Origin of the sequence: Micromonospora sp. NPDC005206, from assembly GCF_040608175.1 — a bacterium.
Taxonomy (GTDB): Bacteria; Actinomycetota; Actinomycetes; order Mycobacteriales; family Micromonosporaceae; genus Micromonospora.
The window spans coordinates 183,983-199,673 of record NZ_JBEXHU010000014.1; the positions used below are offsets into that span (position 1 = coordinate 183,983).

12 protein-coding genes are annotated in these 15,691 nt (G+C 67.4%); 4 read left to right on the forward strand and 8 right to left on the reverse strand.

Annotation, left to right across the window (positions count from 1 at the left end; all coding sequences use genetic code 11):
• Window positions 1-1,386: a restriction endonuclease subunit S gene (locus tag ABZU69_RS22570; RefSeq protein ID WP_354966315.1), complete on the reverse strand. Its 1,386-nt coding sequence runs from the start codon at window positions 1,384-1,386 to the stop codon at window positions 1-3.
• On the reverse strand, window positions 1,379-3,652 hold the full coding sequence (locus ABZU69_RS22575; RefSeq protein WP_354966316.1) for a class I SAM-dependent DNA methyltransferase: 2,274 nt from the start codon (window positions 3,650-3,652) through the stop codon (window positions 1,379-1,381). The genes ABZU69_RS22570 and ABZU69_RS22575 overlap by 8 nt, the downstream gene beginning before the upstream one ends.
• Before the next feature lie 554 nt (window positions 3,653-4,206).
• On the opposite strand from ABZU69_RS22575, the gene ABZU69_RS22580 reads away from it, so the two are divergent.
• From ABZU69_RS22580 to ABZU69_RS22590, 3 genes are all read left to right on the forward strand, one after another.
• Window positions 4,207-6,996, forward strand: coding sequence for a hypothetical protein (locus ABZU69_RS22580; RefSeq protein ID WP_354966317.1), 2,790 nt, complete (start codon window positions 4,207-4,209; stop codon window positions 6,994-6,996).
• A 109-nt stretch (window positions 6,997-7,105) separates the two neighbouring features.
• On the forward strand, window positions 7,106-7,291 hold the full coding sequence (locus tag ABZU69_RS22585) for a hypothetical protein (RefSeq protein WP_354966318.1): 186 nt from the start codon (window positions 7,106-7,108) through the stop codon (window positions 7,289-7,291).
• Between the two features lie 178 nt (window positions 7,292-7,469).
• Window positions 7,470-8,087, forward strand: coding sequence for a hypothetical protein (locus ABZU69_RS22590; protein ID WP_354966319.1), 618 nt, complete (start codon window positions 7,470-7,472; stop codon window positions 8,085-8,087).
• A gap of 93 nt (window positions 8,088-8,180) precedes the next feature.
• On the opposite strand, the gene ABZU69_RS22595 is transcribed toward ABZU69_RS22590, so the two are convergent.
• Both ABZU69_RS22595 and ABZU69_RS22600 read right to left on the reverse strand, forming a co-directional pair.
• Window positions 8,181-8,738, reverse strand: coding sequence for a hypothetical protein (locus ABZU69_RS22595; RefSeq protein WP_354966320.1), 558 nt, complete (start codon window positions 8,736-8,738; stop codon window positions 8,181-8,183).
• A 46-nt stretch (window positions 8,739-8,784) separates the two neighbouring features.
• On the reverse strand, window positions 8,785-9,747 hold the full coding sequence (locus ABZU69_RS22600) for an aldo/keto reductase (RefSeq protein WP_354966321.1): 963 nt from the start codon (window positions 9,745-9,747) through the stop codon (window positions 8,785-8,787).
• A 107-nt stretch (window positions 9,748-9,854) separates the two neighbouring features.
• Here ABZU69_RS22600 and ABZU69_RS22605 point away from each other — a divergent pair, with 107 nt between their 5' ends.
• The gene (locus ABZU69_RS22605) at window positions 9,855-10,550 is read left to right on the forward strand and encodes a TetR family transcriptional regulator (protein ID WP_354966322.1); all 696 of its coding nucleotides are present in this window, start codon (window positions 9,855-9,857) and stop codon (window positions 10,548-10,550) included.
• A gap of 62 nt (window positions 10,551-10,612) precedes the next feature.
• On the opposite strand, the gene ABZU69_RS22610 is transcribed toward ABZU69_RS22605, so the two are convergent.
• The 4 genes from ABZU69_RS22610 to ABZU69_RS22625 all read right to left on the reverse strand — a co-directional run bounded on the left by ABZU69_RS22610 (window position 10,613) and on the right by ABZU69_RS22625 (window position 15,656).
• Window positions 10,613-12,277: a hypothetical protein gene (locus tag ABZU69_RS22610; RefSeq protein ID WP_354966323.1), complete on the reverse strand. Its 1,665-nt coding sequence runs from the start codon at window positions 12,275-12,277 to the stop codon at window positions 10,613-10,615.
• Window positions 12,274-13,500, reverse strand: a complete 1,227-nt coding sequence (locus ABZU69_RS22615) for an IS110 family transposase (RefSeq protein ID WP_354966324.1) — start codon at window positions 13,498-13,500, stop codon at window positions 12,274-12,276. Before ABZU69_RS22615 ends, ABZU69_RS22610 begins: the two co-directional genes overlap by 4 nt.
• A gap of 915 nt (window positions 13,501-14,415) precedes the next feature.
• Window positions 14,416-14,637 (reverse strand): helix-turn-helix transcriptional regulator, encoded by a 222-nt coding sequence (locus ABZU69_RS22620; RefSeq protein ID WP_354966325.1) that lies wholly within the window; start codon window positions 14,635-14,637, stop codon window positions 14,416-14,418.
• 104 nt (window positions 14,638-14,741) lie between these two features.
• Window positions 14,742-15,656: a hypothetical protein gene (locus tag ABZU69_RS22625; RefSeq protein WP_354966326.1), complete on the reverse strand. Its 915-nt coding sequence runs from the start codon at window positions 15,654-15,656 to the stop codon at window positions 14,742-14,744.
• Window positions 15,657-15,691 lie beyond the last annotated feature (35 nt).

Genomic DNA, 15,691 nt, shown 5'->3' on the forward strand with positions numbered 1-15,691 from the left:
CTACTCCTCGTCGTCGTCTATATCATCGTCGTCAGTGGATGCTGCCGCGAGGACAGCGTCCAACTCCTCGGGGTCGACATCAGGTAACGACGCCGCCTGGGCCCACACGTCCCGACGGCCGGTGACGACGTCAGCAATGAGGCGCGCTCGATACTCTTGGAGAAGCTCGATCTCGCGCATGGTTGCGGCAATGGCAGCGTTGAGATCGCGCGTAGCGTCAGCGACGCGCACGACAATCTCCTGCTGCTCCTCTCCGGGCGGGCACACGATCGGGACGGTGAGGAAGCGGTCTGGGTAGAGCCGCAGGCGTGACGAGCGGATGCCGGTAGAGCGGCACGTGTACTCGTCGATATAGGGGCGCGTGCGAAGCAGGAGGTCGGCGTAGGCCGGGTGGAGAGAGCTGCCAGGTAGGGGCCGGTAAACGCCGTACGCCGGACTGATGATTCCAGTGTCGGCCGCCACACCGAGGGCGCCCATCCAGGCCCACATGGTGTTGATCACGAGATCGCCTGGCCGACAGAGCTTGTGGCCGGCGTATGACGCGGCCATAAACATGGTGACGTTCTTGGAGGCGCGCGGTGTCACGCCGGTGAGGTGGGAGACGGAAATGAGCTGCTCCTCGCCCCGCTGCGAGCGCTCATTCACCTCGCGGTAGAACCACTTCGCTGGCCGCACGTCCCAGTGCGCTGGAACCTCGCCCAGCCAGTCGACTCCGGAAGCGCGCCTTTCGCCGGGATTTCGAAGCCCCCGAGTGACCAGTTCCTGGCTTACGACCCGCCGTCGCTCGTCCAGAAGCTGAACTAGCTGGTGCTTCTTGTTGACCGCTCGTCCGACCCGAAGGTCGAGGTGGTCCAGGTACCGAGTCATCGCCTGCTGGGCGTCCAGCGGCGGGACCGGCACAAGCGCGGACTTGATGCCTTGCTGGGTCAGGCCGAACCTCGTAACGCCCTTCGCTGCCAGGTGCAGCTGCACTGCCACCTCTGGAACACGCAGTGCACGGGCAAGATATCCGGGCCACATTAGGTGCTGTCGGGCTCGCAGCATCGTCAGGTGGTAGCCGCAGACAAGATCATCCGCTTCGACCTTGACGATTGCCGGGACCCCGATGTCAGTCCACAGCTCGCTGTCCTTCGTGATCAGCACGTCGCCTCGGCGCAGCTTGAACTTTGCAACTTCCTCGGCCGTCGCAGTCGCGCGCATGAACTCGATACGACCGGTGATGAGGTCGTTGCGATAGACGTCGACGTAGTTGCACAGTCTGACTGGAACCTCGCCGGGGTGTGAGAGCTTGTCTACGTTGCTGTTGCGGACCTCTGCGACCCGACGCAGGGGCATGGTCGGCCACCGGATCTCGTGACTGCCTTTGATCGCCGCCATCTCAGGCATCCAGCGCTCGCTCGACGAGCCCGTCGCTCTCGACAAGGAGCTTGCGAATGTCGGCCTCGATCTCATTGAGAAGCCGCAGCGTGGCGGGCTTGTAGAAGTGGCGGGTGAAGGAGATCTCGTAGCCAATCTTGCTCTCGGACTTCTCGTCGACCCACGCGTCCGGCGCGTATGGCGTGACCTCCCTAGCGATGAAGGCAGCGACACCGCCTGGTTCGAGCAAGGGCACCTGTTCGAAGTCCAACAGCTCCGGGTCGGCCTCGTACTCCATCACTGTCGGCTTCCCCTCGACCTCCACCTCGAACTTGCCGTGAAGCGGGTCCGGGATCGCCTTGACTCCCTTCGACACCTTCTTGACGACCGGCGGCGCCTGCTCGTCTCGCCAAGAAAGGCCGCGGAGGAGGGTCTTCCTGTCTGCCGTGCCAAGCTTCTCGCCCCAGCCGGTCAGGGCGGCATTCACGCCCGAGGCAAACTCGTTATGGTCGTCGAACACCTCGGCCCCGAGCTCCTCGGCGAGTCGCTCGCCCAAGGCGTGGAGGCGCTTGTCGCGGGCCCAGCGCTTCTCGTCGAGCAGTCGCTTGCGCACCGCTGGCTTTACTCGCGGCTCGGCGTCCTCGTCCTCGTCGTCGCTGCCGCCATCCAGGTACTCCTCGACCAGCGTCTTGACCTTTGCGAAGTCGTCGAAGAGCTGGTCGCCGAACTGGTCGTACAGCTCGGCGCGCAGCGCCTGGTCACCTGAGGCGAACCGCAGCTGCTCGACGAGTTCCGGGGAGCATTGGCTGCGCAGCCGCAGGGGGCGCTCGACCCTCACCTTGCGGTAGCCGAAGTAGGCGTTGTCGAAGATCTTCGACTGCTCTGTCTCCTCGAACACGAGGAATGTCTCAACGATGCGCTCGATGTCGACGTCCGAGAGTTCGCAGTTCTTCTGGCCGAGGTTCCGTCGCAGCGGGGAGAACCATCCGCTGGCATCGATCAGCTGCACCTTGCCCCTGCGGTGCTCGGGCTTCCGATTGGACAGCACCCAGATGTAGGTGGCGATGCCGGTGTTATAGAACATGTTCAGCGGCAGCTGGATGATCGCCTCGAGCCAGTCATTCTCGAGGATCCAGCGCCGAACGTTTGACTCACCTTGGCCTGCGTCTCCGGTGAACAGCGACGACCCGGAATGGACCTCGGCGATACGGCTCCCGAGCGTGGAGTCGTGCTTCATCTTCGAGATCATGTTGGCGAGGAAGAGCATCTGACCGTCGTTGGAGCGGGTGACCAGCGAGAACTCCGCGTCGCCCGCGTGGTCGACGTTGAACCGCCGGTCCGTGATCCCGCCCTTGCCGCCCATGCGCTCAAGGTCCGTCTTCCATGACTTGCCGTAGGGCGGATTTGAAAGCATGAAGTCGAACTTCCGGCCCTTGAACGCGTCGTTCGAGAGCGTGGAGTGCTCAGGCCCGCCGATGATGTTGTCGGCGTTTTCGCCTTCGCCGGACAGGAGTAGGTCCGCCTTGCAGATGGCGTATGTCTCGGCGTTGATCTCTTGGCCGTACAGGTGGGTCGACACTCGCTTGCCGCGCTTCTCGGCCAACTCGGTGAAGGTGGCCTCGGCGACGGTGAGCATCCCACCGGTCCCTGCCGCTGCGTCGTAAAGCAGGTACGTGCCGTCGGTGATCTGGTCGGCGATCGGACGGAAGATGAGATTGGCCATGAGCTTCACAGCGTCTCGTGGGGTCCAGTGCTCGCCCGCCTCCTCGTTGTTCTCCTCGTTGAACTTGCGCACCAGCTCCTCGAATACCGACCCCATGGCGTGGTTGTCGAGGGAGCTCAGCTTCAGGTTCGGGTCGAGGAACTTCTCAATCAGCGTGCCGAGGGCGTCCGACTTGGACAGGCGGGGCACCTGATTGCGGAACTCGAAGCTCGTGAGGATGTCCTGGACGTTGCTGGAGAACCCGTCGAGGTAGTCCTCGAAATCGGCCTTCAGCTGCCGCTGGTCCGCCCGGTTGCGGAGGTCTCGCAGGGAAAACCTGGAGGTGTTGTAGAAGGGCTGCTTGGCTGCTACCTTCAGCGCCGCCTCCTGGTTCACGATCCTCTTCGTGTCCAGGTTCTCCTTCATCGCCAGCACTTCAGCCTTGTTCGGCTCAAGGACCGCATCGAGGCGGCGAAGCACGATCATCGGAAGGATGACGTCGCGGTACTTCCCCCGAACGTACAGGTCCCGCAGGACGTCGTCGGCGATGCCCCAGATGAAGTGTGCGATCCAGGCAACCTCGGCGTTCGTCATGGGGCGGCAATCTCCGTCGGGTGAAGGGGGGTAAGTCTTACGATGCTAGACGATGGTTGGCTGCCTAAAAGGTCGGTCCTCGTCGTCCATCGGGGGACCCCTACTCGTCACATATGTCGCGATCCCCGCCATCTCGTATGCCGACGACCCGCCCTCCGCGGGAGCGGCCGCCCCCGGCCCGCCACGACGGTCTTACCGTGAGGGCCCGCGCGGACGCTGGCGGGTCGGGCGGTGGTCTGCCTGTCTTGCCCGGGGGGGCAGGCGGGATGGCTCTCTCCGCAACCACCCACGGACTCGGCGGCTGCCGACGATCTTCGCGGCATCCTGGAGCCGGAGGCCCCCGCTGGCGACCACCACACCGCTGGATGCGTGGGCGCATACTCAGCGCCGTGATTCTAGGCATGCTTCGGGGCGCACGGTGGCGGCGGACGGGAGCTGCTGCGTGGGCTTGGGCGGCAACCGCGGCCTGGGTCTTCGGCAGCACCGTTTGGCCGCGGATTCCCCTCGCCGCAGGTGACGCCGGCCGGGGATTCCAAGCCGCCGCGGGCCTGGCTATGTCCGCCATTGTCGCCGCGTTGCTGGTCCTGCTGCCGACAGTTGGGCTGGTCGCTACGCAGATACTCTCGCCGTTTTCCTGGCGGGCAGCGCGGGTCGTCTTCAACTGGTCCAGCGCCATCAGCGTCGCTGCCGTCACTGCCCTGGGCGTCGTGTTACCAATGTTCGCGGCGGTCAATCCCTCCCCGTCCGCCACCCGCTTGGCGTTCGCCGGCTTCGGAACGGCGCTGCTCCTCATTGCCGATGCGACCTGGCGTGGATCGCGTCGGGCCAACCCAGGTTGGCTTGTGAGCCATACAGCGCGGAGGGTTGTCGCCCTCGCCGGCCGTACGTCCCGATCGCCCCGGGCTTTGGCAGCCCAGACGGCGCTGCTCACCGAGCTTGTCGGCGCCACCCGGCTGCCCATCGGGCAGTGCCGGACAGCGGCAGCAACCTGGGCGCTTGTGCTGGTGCTGCGCTGGCACGCCGGTGAACCGCCGGAGGACATCGCCCGAGCCATCCGGTTGGTGGCCGCAGACCTGAGACGCGAACCCGGCACCGGTCGAGAGGACGTGATCACCGCGCTCGCGGCCTTGGGTGTTCACCTCAGCCGTGATCTCGTGGTGGCGGAAGCGGTGATCGAGACCATCGGCGACCTAGCGCAGCGGGCCCGCGCGGCCGGCCCGTCCATGCTCAGTGAGGTGCTGCTCGACGCCCTCGTGGATGTCGCCGGAGCTCGACTGGCGACACTCCTACCATCGCGGATTCTTCCCGCACTGAGACCGCCAGCGCCGAACACGGGCGACCGTATCCGAAGACGGCGCCGCGGCTCAGTTGAAGGGAACGGCGGGCCAATCCAGGCTGCCGAGGCCAGACCGCAGCGCCTTGCCGAGAGCAGCAGCGTAGCGACCATGGACGCGGTCAGTCTGCGGCGAGGACATGACCCGTCGGGCGCACCCAGCCCAGAGCAACGGCGCCAGCGACTGGTTTCACGCTCGGTGCGCGAGGCGATGGACGATGCGACCCGCCATGCCTTGGACGCTCCAGAACTGCTGATGATCTTCGAGTTGGTCGCACATCACACACAGCCCTCGACACCGGTGACGGCGCGCACAACAGACAACATGCGGACAAGGAGCCTTGACGCCTACGACCTTCTACGTGCCCTGGTAGATCGTCTCGCCTCCATGCTCGCCGCGCCCACACCGGAGAGTGCGGGCTGGCCAGCCGGGTGGCAGGGCAGTGCCGCGTTTCAAGCCGACGTAGGACGCCTCGGACGCGTCGTAGGCCAGCTCTACTCGACCCATCGGATGCCGCCCACCGATGCCGTCGAAGAACAACTGGAACTGATTGCGTCCCGGCTTAACGAGGAGGTCAGCCCGGCCAGTCCACTGCCCCCGGATCGCACCGGTTGGCGCACCACCCACACACCCGACCCGACCGGCCCAGCCGTGGCCGCCGCCGAGACCATGGCTGAACTCGCGGCGGCCGCGTTCCACGCCGGCTTTGATCGACGAGCACTGCTGGCCGGCCGGAGACTCCTCAGCGCAGCAACGATGGCAGCCACCGCAGGCGACGGACGAGCAGTTCAGGTCTACACGCAGGCACTCGACCGCGTGGCCCGACAGCTCAGTCGGGGGCACCGTAACGATACGGACGCCAACCGGCACCGCTCATCGCTGGTACTCGCCGGCCTTATCGCCGAATTCGACCCGCTCCTATCAGCTACTCCGTCCGGGCAGCAGGCAGACGAAGCGATCAACGAACTGGTCGACTGGCTGCCGTGGCGGACCAACGGAAATCCCTACCCGCTTGTCGCCGCAGCCTGGCAGGCCCGATTGATCGCCGCTGGCTGGCTGGTCCACAACCCGGAAAGGCGCCGCCGCCAACCCGCCCCCGCCGGTCAGCCGCAGATACTCCCGCACGCCCTGGTCACGAAGGCTGAGGAGGAACTCCAGCTCCACTTGCACGTGGATGATCCGATCTACCCGGCCGTCTACCTGTTCACACTGTGGGCCCACGCGATCGCCGCCGTTCGCGAAGGCGACCGTGGCACCGCCCAACACCTACACGAGTACCTCACGCGGGTCCTAGACGAGCACGACACGGACGAGCAGCAGGACGACGGTGCCCGCTGGCCGGCCACCGAGCAGGGAAACCAGGAAGCCAAAGACGAACACGACGAGGTTCCCCGCGCCCGACGAATGCATCCCCAGCTTCGTCGCCTCATCACGGAGGCCATCAACTGGTCGGCAAGCGCCAGAACCGGTAGACGCGAGGTCGTCCTAGCAAGGCGGCGTGCGCGTGGTCTACACGACAGCCTTCGCGAACTTTTGGCAGGGCCAGGATTCATCGACTGGCGCTACCACGGCCTACCCGAACGTGATGGCTCATACATCGTGGTGGTCGAGGAACCAGACGGCAGCCGGAGGTTACTGCGCGACAGCGAAGCAGGCGCCCGAGGCCTGTTCGCCTGGGGCTACGGCGGCACCGGCCCCCACACATTGGCCGACGTCCTCACCGACGACATCCTTGCCGACCTCAACCGCTGCCCCGACTGCTTCGGCGCCATCAAATGCGCCGCCGGCCTCGTACGCTGCCGAACCTGCCACAACACAGGACTCCGGGTGGAACGCGGGCACATCGCCAGCGCACTCGTCAGCAGAGTGATCTCCTTGTTGCCCGAGCATCCGGCAGCCGCACCAACCATTCCCGAGGCCGAATGGTCCCTGACGCGCTCAGTACTGCTCGCCGAGGCGTGCCGGACCCAGACGGGCGGCCACAGCGACCGGGAGCCGACAGGACGATGATCATGTCCGCCGGTCCCGAGGGTCAACCAGAGGCTGGCGGGTGGCGGCATATGGCCGGATGGCGGCAGTAGAAGCGTGGTTTCTGGGTGGGCCGGTCGACGGACGACTGATGCCGGTGGAGGTCACAGCGGACGGAAGCCCGCCGACGGTGGTCAAGCTGCCTCAGACTGGCTTCTACGTCGGGACGAGCAATGTCCCGGCGCCCGCCGTTGAGCACGTCTACGTCCTGACCGGCAGCTTTGATGACGTCGAGGTCTACCAGTACCGGCAGCCCGCTTCCGAGGTGACGGACTGACATCCACGGCCGGCGGAACTGTATCGCCGTCGTTTGTCCCGCTGCGCACGAGTGGAGTGGGCCGACGGGTCCGACCGCCCATGCACGTGCTCTCTCTGCTCTATGGACTGACCACTTGACCGCCAGCCGACCGGCCCGCACTATTGAAGGATATCTCGCCCTGAGACAGGAGAGGCTGATGACGGGAGTGCAAGCGAACTTCGAGTGGCGGCGGCTGGGCACCGTTACCGTGATCGCCGACAAGGTTTCATTCCCTAGCGGCCCGGCCGTGCCCGGCGTCTGGCGGGTAAGCGTAGGTCCACACGCACACCATGGATCCGCCAAAGATCTGCGGGCGGCAATGTATGCGTTGACCACTCCTGGCCCAACCCAGAGCACCAACCAACGGGTGCACGACGCGGCTCGAACTGGCCTCGTCCAAGGGCAGCTCGTGGTCGTAGACGTGATCACAAGCGCCCGGGCGAACATCCACGGGAAGCAGGTGCCGCTCAACCTGGAGCCGGACGACAACCGAGCGTTCATCAAGGCCGCCGCGATCCTGGCCGCTGATAACCCGGATCCCGACCCCGAGTCCGCAAACTACCGGCGAGCACTCGTCGCCGCACAGCGAACCGTCACCGCCCTTGCCGACACCGACATGATGGGGGCGGACACAAATGGCAAGCCGACCGAGCCCGACAAGCGTGACGTCAAGCTGATGCGCGAGGCAGTGGTCACGCTCACCGCTCTCGTCACCGCACACGATCAATACTGGCCGAACAGGTGGGGGCACGAGGGCAACCCCAGCTCCCGGTAGCAGAAACCTCGGAGCAGTGCACACGTTCAGTGCGGTGAGCATGAGCAGATCGGTTGCGGCGCCCTTCTGTAGTGGCAATCAAGGTGCGGCCATTCAGGCGCTGCGCGCGTAGTCGGAGAAGGGGTCTTCGCCTTCGCCGAGGATCAGCGGCACGTCGTACACCGACAGGTCCGGGCGGGGGCGCGCGTACCGGACGCGGTGACGCCACCGGTGGTGCTCGTAGGCCGTGTCCACCTCGATCTCGGCCACGACGGTCGGCTCGACCTGGGCGTAGCGCAGCGGCTCGGGTCGCTCGAACTGGCCGGACCATGCGGCCGGTAGCGGATCGGGCCAGGGATGGATGACAACAGGGCGGTCGGTCGGGCGTGGCGGCGACAGCAGTCTCGCCAGCTCCGGGCGCTGGGGCGTGGCCAGCGGGTGCGTGCGGCCGGTGTACCGGAGCCGACCGCGCCGGTCGAATCGGCCGAGCAGAGCCGTGTCGGGGTTGCGGATGCTGCCGGTGACGCCGCCGATGATCGCCTCCGTGGTGGCACGGGCCTGCTGGTGAAGAGCTGGTATTCCGAACCTGCGGTATTCGGCCGCCCGATGGGATTCATCGGCTTTGGGCCGGCGTCTACCGGTGGGCCTATGCAGCGATGACCTGGGGAACACGACGTCGTGTTCCCCAGGTCATCGCTGCACGCGGATGGGCTTCAGGTCAGTTCCAGGTGGGCACCTGACCGTCTGCGTAGCGGGCACCGAAGCCGCCGCCGGGCAGGATCTGGGCGATGGCGGCCAGGTCGTCGGCGCTCAAGGTGAGGTCGGCGGCACCGGTGTTCTCCTGCACGCGCTCGGGGCTGCGGGTGCCGGGGATGGGCACGATGTCCTGGCCCTGGGCCAGCAGCCAGGCCAGGGCCAGCTGGGTGACAGTGGCGTCCTTGGCGGTGGCCAGCTGCCGGAGCTGGTCGACGGCGGTGACGTTCTTCTCGAAGTTGCCCGGCTGCCAGCGGGGGTCGGTGTTGCGCATGTCGGTGGCGTCGTAGCTGCCGGCCGGCTTCGCTGTCCCGGTCAGGAAGCCGCGCCCCAGCGGGGAGTAGGGCACCAGGCCGATGCCGAGTTCGCGCAGCACTGGCAGCAGGGCCTCGACGTCACGCTCGAACAGGGAGTACTCGCTCTGCAGGACCGAGACGGGCTGGACCGCGTGGGCCGCCCGGATGGTCTGCGGGCCGGCTTCGGACAGACCGAAGTACTTCACCTTCCCCGCGGTGATGAGCTCCTTGACCGCGCCGGCGACGTCCTCGATCGGCACCTGGGGGTCCACCCGGTGCTGGTAGAGCACGTCGATGCGGTCGGTGCCCAGGTAGCGCAAGCTGTTCTCGACGACCTCGCGGATGTGCTCGGGGCGGGAGTCGAACCCGTACTCCTGGGTGAAGCCGAACTTCGTGGCGATGACGACCTCATCACGCACCGGGGCCAGGGCCTTGCCGACGACCTTCTCGTTCGCCCCCCAGCCGTAGACCTCGGCGGTGTCGAAGAACGTCACACCCAGCTCGTGGGCGCGCTTGATGGTGGCGATGCCGGTGGCTTCGTCGCTGGGCCCGTAGGCCACGGAGATACCCATCGAGCCGAAGCCGATGGCGGAGGTGGTCAGACCCTGGTTCCCGAGACTGCGTTGCTGCACGATGCTTCCTTCCTCAGCAAACCGAACTGTTCGGTTCTGACGTTAACGGTAGGTCAGGCAGGGCGCACCGTCAAACCAAACGGTTCGGTTGGGCTATGATCGATCTCATGCCTGACGCCAAGCCCGCCCGCCCCCAGACCCGCGAAGGCACCCAGGAGCGAATCCTCAGCGCGGCCCAGAGCGAGTTCGCCCGCCACGGCATCGCAGGAGCACGGGTGGACCGCATCGCCAAGGCCGCACGCACCAGCAAGGAACGGGTCTACGCCTACTTCCACAGCAAGGAAGAGCTCTACTCCGTCGTCGCCCGGCACCAGCTCACCCTGGCTGCCGAAGCCGCACCCCTGGACCCCCGCGACCTGCCCACCTACGCCGGCGCCCTGTTCGACTACTTCACCACCCACTCCGACCGCCTCCGCTTCCTCAGCTGGGGACGGCTGGAGCTGACCCCCGAGGCCGACACCGCGGACCTGACCTTCGACCCCACCGGTGACGGCGCCGAGGATGCTGCCGGTGGGCCCGGCACTGCTGCGGCAGGGCCGTCGGACCCCTACGGCAAGTCCATGATCGCCAAGGTGGAGAAGCTGCGTCAGGCCCAGCAGGCCGGTCACCTGGACCCCAGTTGGGACCCGGTCGACGTACTCGCCCTGGTGAGCCAGATCGCCTTCACCAACGCCGGTCAGCCCGAACTGGCCGACCTGGCTCGGCGAGTCGCGGCGGACACGAGCACGGGCGCACGCCGAGCCGCCGTCGTCCGTGCGGTCAGCGCCCTCTTCCCACCTGCAAAGCAAGACGAAGCAAGCTAAGACGCCGCCGGTAGGCCCATCCGGATCGCGGCCGCGGCAGGCCATCGCTGACGGGGTAGAGATCAGCTTGGCCGGGCGGTGGATGCAGTGTCGCTCAGGGCGGCGAGGTAGTCAGCCCAGCTACTGCTGGCGAACTGTGCCCACCGGTGAGCGGTGCCGGGATTGATCCCGAACAGGTCGGCGATCACGATCGGTGGCAGATCGGTCAGTGACTGCATCATGGCGGTGTTGCGGGCGGCGCGGACGGGGAGGCCGTGCTGGCGCATGGTGTCGGCCAGCCCTGCGGGATTGCGTGCCCGGCCGGGGCTTCGGCCAGGAAGCAGATAGCCGTTTGCGTCGGCCAGCAGATGCTGTGGCGTGGCCGCGGCGATCTGCTCTTCGATGAGCCGGGCCAGGGGCGGTGGCAGGATCACCGGTCGGCGGCTGATCGTTAGGTAGGCGTTGTTCGCGTCGCGGTGCAGGTGGCCGGCGGTGAGCTCGACGATGCGGGTGAGCGCGAGGGCGTAGAGCCGGGTCAGAGCACCTGCGATGCGCACGTCTCTTGGCAAGGAGGTGTCGGTGAGGCACTGCCGCAGTTCTTCGTGCTGGATGTCGTCGACCTGGAAGTGGCGTGGGGGCCGGTTTGGTGGGTGAGCGATGCTCAGAGCGGTGGTCAGGCCGCGTGCGACGGCCCACCGGATAAAGGGGATGCTGCAGGCCCGCAGGGTCAGGTTTCCTGACGCCCAGGTGTCGAGGTGTGCCTGTCGCAGGGTCATCAGCGTCAGGTGCCGTTCGTCGAGCCAGGCCAGGACTCGAGTAGCGGCCCGAATGTTGCCGGAGTCTCCCTTGTAGGCGGCGTAGGTGTAGCGGCCGCGTGCGGACCGGCGACGCGCGTCGCGCAGCACGTGCCACTCGGCGAACGCCCGGATCAGGGTCGCGTGACCCGGCGGGAGTTTAGCGAGCGTTCGTGCCAGCCACCGGGTGAGCAGGGCGAGGTTCTCGTCGCGTGCGGCAAGGATGCCGGCGCTGACGAGCAGGCCACGGACATAGGCGGTTGACTCGCCTTGGGGCAGCACGTCGAGGGCTTGGTGGGTGAGGTCGCCCGGCTGAGCGGCGAGTCGTCCGAGCAGTCGCGCCGCCGGGCTGCGCCGCAACCAGATGAGCATCTGGTAGGGGTTGTCGGCCTCGCGGAGCACGGCCACCAGCGGGCCGAGCGGGCTCGGGCCCAGCGCGCGACCGGTGTGCAGCAGATCGGCCACGCGGGCCTCAAGAGTGCAACGCGGGCAGACCCCGCCCGCCAGCAGATCACCCGGCTGGTGACATCTGCTGCAGATCTGGGCTGGCTCGTCGGGTGCGGAGCAGGTGGCGCAGAGGGCATCCCCGTCGGCGGTGCGGCCCACAATCAGGCGTCGGCGCTTGCACGAGATGCATGTTCCCGGTGTGGTGAGACTGCGTCGGTAACAGGTGTTGCAGACCGGGCCGAGCGGCAAGAACGTCTTCACCGGCTTGTGCAGACCACAGACTCCGCAGTCCTGGACCGGCTGGGGAACGCAACTGTCGCAATGGAACTGCCCTGCCCCGCCCAGAATGTGGCGGCCGCGACGGTGCTCCCCGCCGACGCTGCACTGCTTCACCCGGCGACCCAGGCATCGGCGGCACGTGTCCGGCCGACTTTCCGTTGCCCGTGCCTGGATGGGCGCGACCGTCCCACAAATTCCGCAAAGACATCCCAGGAGCTTGAATGTCAAGCGTCAGCCTCGGTGAGGTGATGCGACCAGGCGGTCGCCTCGTCGTAGGGTGTGCCGGTTTTGAGGCATCCGTGCAGGATGCCGACGAGCCGGTTGGCGAGCTGGCGAAGGGCGGCGTTGTAGCTGGCGCCGCGGGCGCGTTGCCGGTCGTAGTAGGCGCGGGCGCCCGGGGAGTTCCGCAGCGACGCGAACGCCTGAGTCATCAGCGCGTCGATGAGCCGGTCGTTGTGCACGAACCGGGCGGCGACGACTCTCTTCTTCCCGGACGCGCGGGTGATCGGGCTGGTCCCGGCGTAGTTCTTGCGGGCCTTCGCCGAGGCGTACCGGTCGTGCTCATCACCGAACTCGGCCAGCACCCGGGCGCCGAGGATCGGTCCCAGCCCGGGTTGGGACAAGACGACCTCAACATCCGGGTGCCGGCCAAAATGGGCCTCGACCTGCCCTTGCAGGATGCTGACCTGCTCGTTGAGGGTGCCCAGGACGGCGACGAGCGCGCGGACCGACACGGCATACGCCGCAGTGATCACGGCGGGCTGCCCGAGGTGCTCTGCCCGCAGTATCGACTGGATCGTCGCGGTCTTCTCCGCGATATGGCGGCGGCGGGCACGTTTGAGGGCCGCGCTGATCTGCGCGGTACTCAGCCTCGCCGCGCTCGCGGGGTCGGGGGCCTTGGCCAGCAGTTCCAGGGTTTCGGCGGCGTCGAGGTCCTCGAACGCCTCCAGCGCGGCGGGGAAGTACTCCCGCAGCGCGTGCCGCAGCCGCTGTCCGGCCCGGGTCCGTTCCCAGATCAGCGTCTTGTGCATCCGGGTGACGACCTTGACGGCCTCGGCCTCGGCGGTGTCACCCGCAACCGACCGCAGCTGGTGGGAGTCGATGCGCACCATGTCAGCCAACATGTGCGCGTCGGCGGCGTCGCTCTTGGCCCCCGACACGGCGAGGCGTTCCCGATAGCGGGCCGCCTGCAACGGATTGACCGCGAACACCGTGTACCCGGCGGCGATCAACGCCTGCACCCACGGACCCCGATCGGTCTCAATGCCGATCTTCACCAGCCCGGCGGCGTCCTCGACGTCCTCGCCGAGCTGCGCACCGATCATCGCGTGCAGCCGGGCGATCCCCGCGACACCCTCGGACAGGCGGGCCTTGGCCAGCCGGCGCCCGGCGGCGTCCATCAACTCGACGTCGTGGTGATCCTCGGCCCAGTCATCTCCTACGAACAGCAACGCATCTCCCGTCTCCGACACCGAACACGGCCAGTAGCCAGCGGGAGAACCATCAGCGACCTAATGAAGCAGTGCTCACGCCACTACCGGACGGGCACGACATCCCATCAGCGATCAACTCTCCCCACCAACCAGCCGGGGCACGATCTTTGCTCAGGACTCGATGTCCAGGCGCGACGAGTGCTCACCAGCCAGCGGCTACCTACCCACCAGGAGTCTGCCGGAGCTCACTCCCAAAACTCATTAGGCGCGGGGCGCTGGAGTAGCACGCGCTGCAGACCGGCCCGTGCGGTGTTCGCGCGTTGACCCGCTTGTCCCGGCCGCAGCGGCAGCACGGCTCCAGCTTCTTCGGCGCGCACCGCTGACACAGCGCCGTCCCGTCCGGTAGGCGCCGACCAGGCAACATACTCCGGCCGCAGTCCGCGCATGGCTCGCGCGCGTCAGGCTCCTGCTCGCGGCACCGCCCACAGATACCACCCTCCGGGCGGCGGGCCCGGATGACACGGACCTCTGCGCAGCGCGCACACGGCCGGCGACGGTGCCGGGTCGTGCAGCGGTCGCATAACCTCCCGGCCGGGACTTTCGTGAACGGCGGCGGATCAGTTCGGCCGCACTCGACGCACCCCAGCGGCCTGATCTTGTCGGCGAATCCGGCCGCGACGAGCAACGGCAACAGCCTCACTAGCGACCTCGGAGCATCAGCGCCGGGCGTGACCAGCGCCTGCGGGCTGCGACCGAGGTGGCGGGCAAGCGCGTGCGCCTGCGCACCCTTCCACGCACTTACCTGCTCCAGCAGCGACTGCGCCTGGGCACCGGTCAGCTCGCAACCCAGCGTCCTGCGCAGATGCTCGAGGATCGTGTCCTGCGCCTCGGCGAGCTCGGCGCGTAGCCGCAACTGATCCGGCGTCGGCTTCCTCACTGGCCGGGTCGGCGGATCACAGTCCGTCGCCCGGCAAGAGGCACCACCGGGCCGGTAGCCCCGTCTGCGGTCTTCTTCGTCTGCGCGTTGACCACGGCCGGCTTGATCAGGTCGTTGGGCGTGCACTCGAAGATGTCACACAAGGCGATCAGCGTGTCCATGCTCATCCGCTGCGGCGGCTGGGTCACCAGCCGATAGGCGACGGAGAGCACCGCCACCGCGAGCTCGATCAGCCCATCACGGCTATGAGCATGGGCAATGCCATTGCGGCCGGACAGAACGAAGCCGCGAAGGTCGCTGGCCGGGCCCCAGCGAGCCCGGCTCAGCTCGCTACCACAAACCACCTGCCGCCGTCGTCGCCCTCGAAGTAGCAGTCGAAGCCCAGCTCCTGAAAGATCCGCCGCAGCCTCTTGGCGACCTCCGCCGCGGTGGCGAGCACCGTCTCTCGGGGCACCGGCACGTGGGCACCGGGCAGGTCCTCCAGGACGTCGAGGACCCGTCCCATCGCCGGCGACTGCGCCCAGGTCACCGGCGCGGTCACGCCGGTGACCAGAGCAGCCGCCCCGTACCCGAGGACCGTCGACAGGCGGTCGAGCGCGCCAAACGCCCCCTCGTACGCACGCTCCCGGTCCCCCGTGCGGTGGAACTCAGCCTGAACCGCCCGGAAGGTGCCGAGCACACCGTCGAGGTCGCGAGGCCCATGGGTGTTGGTCGGGTCGGTCCACCCCCGCTCGTGCACGGTCCGCTCACACCGGAACTCGTCGATCGCGTTCTCGGCTCGCCACAGGAACTCCCAGATGAACTCGTCCTCCGGCAGCGTGAACGGCAGCCGGCGGTGCACGGCGTGGGCGACGTCGCCCCGCTGGTGCAGGCGCACATGCTGGGCCTCGTGGAGCAAGCAGTGCCGCACGGACCGCAGCCCGCGAGCGAATTGGGCGCTGCCGACGATCACCACCACTTTGCCGCCCGGCTGCGGCGACGTCCTGGCGGCGGCGCGGGCGCCGTCGGCCCGGTCCGCCCGGTACTGGTTGGCCAGGGCCGGGTCGAACGCCAGGTCAACCTCGGTCGCCAGATACTCCGCGACCACCTTGTCGAACTCGTCGGTGACGATGACGTCGGCGTTCTCCGGCTCCGGCACCTCGCCGGCCATCTCGTCCACCACCAAGCGGCAGGTGGCCTGCTGAGCGGCCGGCAAGGCCCGGGTCACCCGGTACGTCACATTGATCTCACTGGACATCCCGCCAGTATGGCCCGCGGGTCCGACATCATCGA

Coding starts and splice junctions, on each gene's coding strand:
- ABZU69_RS22570 (WP_354966315.1), bottom strand. CDS start 1,386: ATGCCTGAGATGGCGGCGATCAAAGGCAGTCACGAGATCCGGTGGCCG.
- ABZU69_RS22575 (WP_354966316.1), bottom strand. CDS start 3,652: ATGACGAACGCCGAGGTTGCCTGGATCGCACACTTCATCTGGGGCATC.
- ABZU69_RS22580 (WP_354966317.1), top strand. CDS start 4,207: ATGTCCGCCATTGTCGCCGCGTTGCTGGTCCTGCTGCCGACAGTTGGG.
- ABZU69_RS22585 (WP_354966318.1), top strand. CDS start 7,106: ATGCCGGTGGAGGTCACAGCGGACGGAAGCCCGCCGACGGTGGTCAAG.
- ABZU69_RS22590 (WP_354966319.1), top strand. CDS start 7,470: ATGACGGGAGTGCAAGCGAACTTCGAGTGGCGGCGGCTGGGCACCGTT.
- ABZU69_RS22605 (WP_354966322.1), top strand. CDS start 9,855: ATGCCTGACGCCAAGCCCGCCCGCCCCCAGACCCGCGAAGGCACCCAG.
- ABZU69_RS22625 (WP_354966326.1), bottom strand. CDS start 15,656: ATGTCCAGTGAGATCAATGTGACGTACCGGGTGACCCGGGCCTTGCCG.